Below are 372 nucleotides of genomic sequence, written 5' to 3'. Positions count from 1 at the left end.
GAGGAGGCAATTGCGGGTATCAAGGCAGGGAGGGTTTACACGGCGGGAGAATTGATGAGGGAGCTGGAAATCGATTGAATGGCTATACGGTGATCAAGACGGAAAAGGCCCTTAATGGCCTGAACCTGCACTCACGTTGGCAGGCATGGGAGCCGTTCGGTTTTCCCGGGGTTCGGTTGATCGATAGCCCCCGCCAGGAACAGGAACGGGGAGAAGGCGGGCCGGAACACTATTCTCCGGGCGGTGAGCAGGTCAGAAGAAACTATTTATGTCCACCACTCATATTGAAATTTAATGAAGCGATTTTCTGCCGTTGCAGCAGGGCGGGTTCAGAGAGTCGGATTCCGGGAGCACGTCTACAGAGAGACGTTT

This window comes from Methanoculleus sp. UBA413, from assembly GCF_002502935.1.
GTDB classification, from domain to species: domain Archaea; phylum Halobacteriota; class Methanomicrobia; order Methanomicrobiales; family Methanoculleaceae; genus Methanoculleus; species Methanoculleus bourgensis.
Note: the sequence above shows the minus strand (reverse complement) of the source record.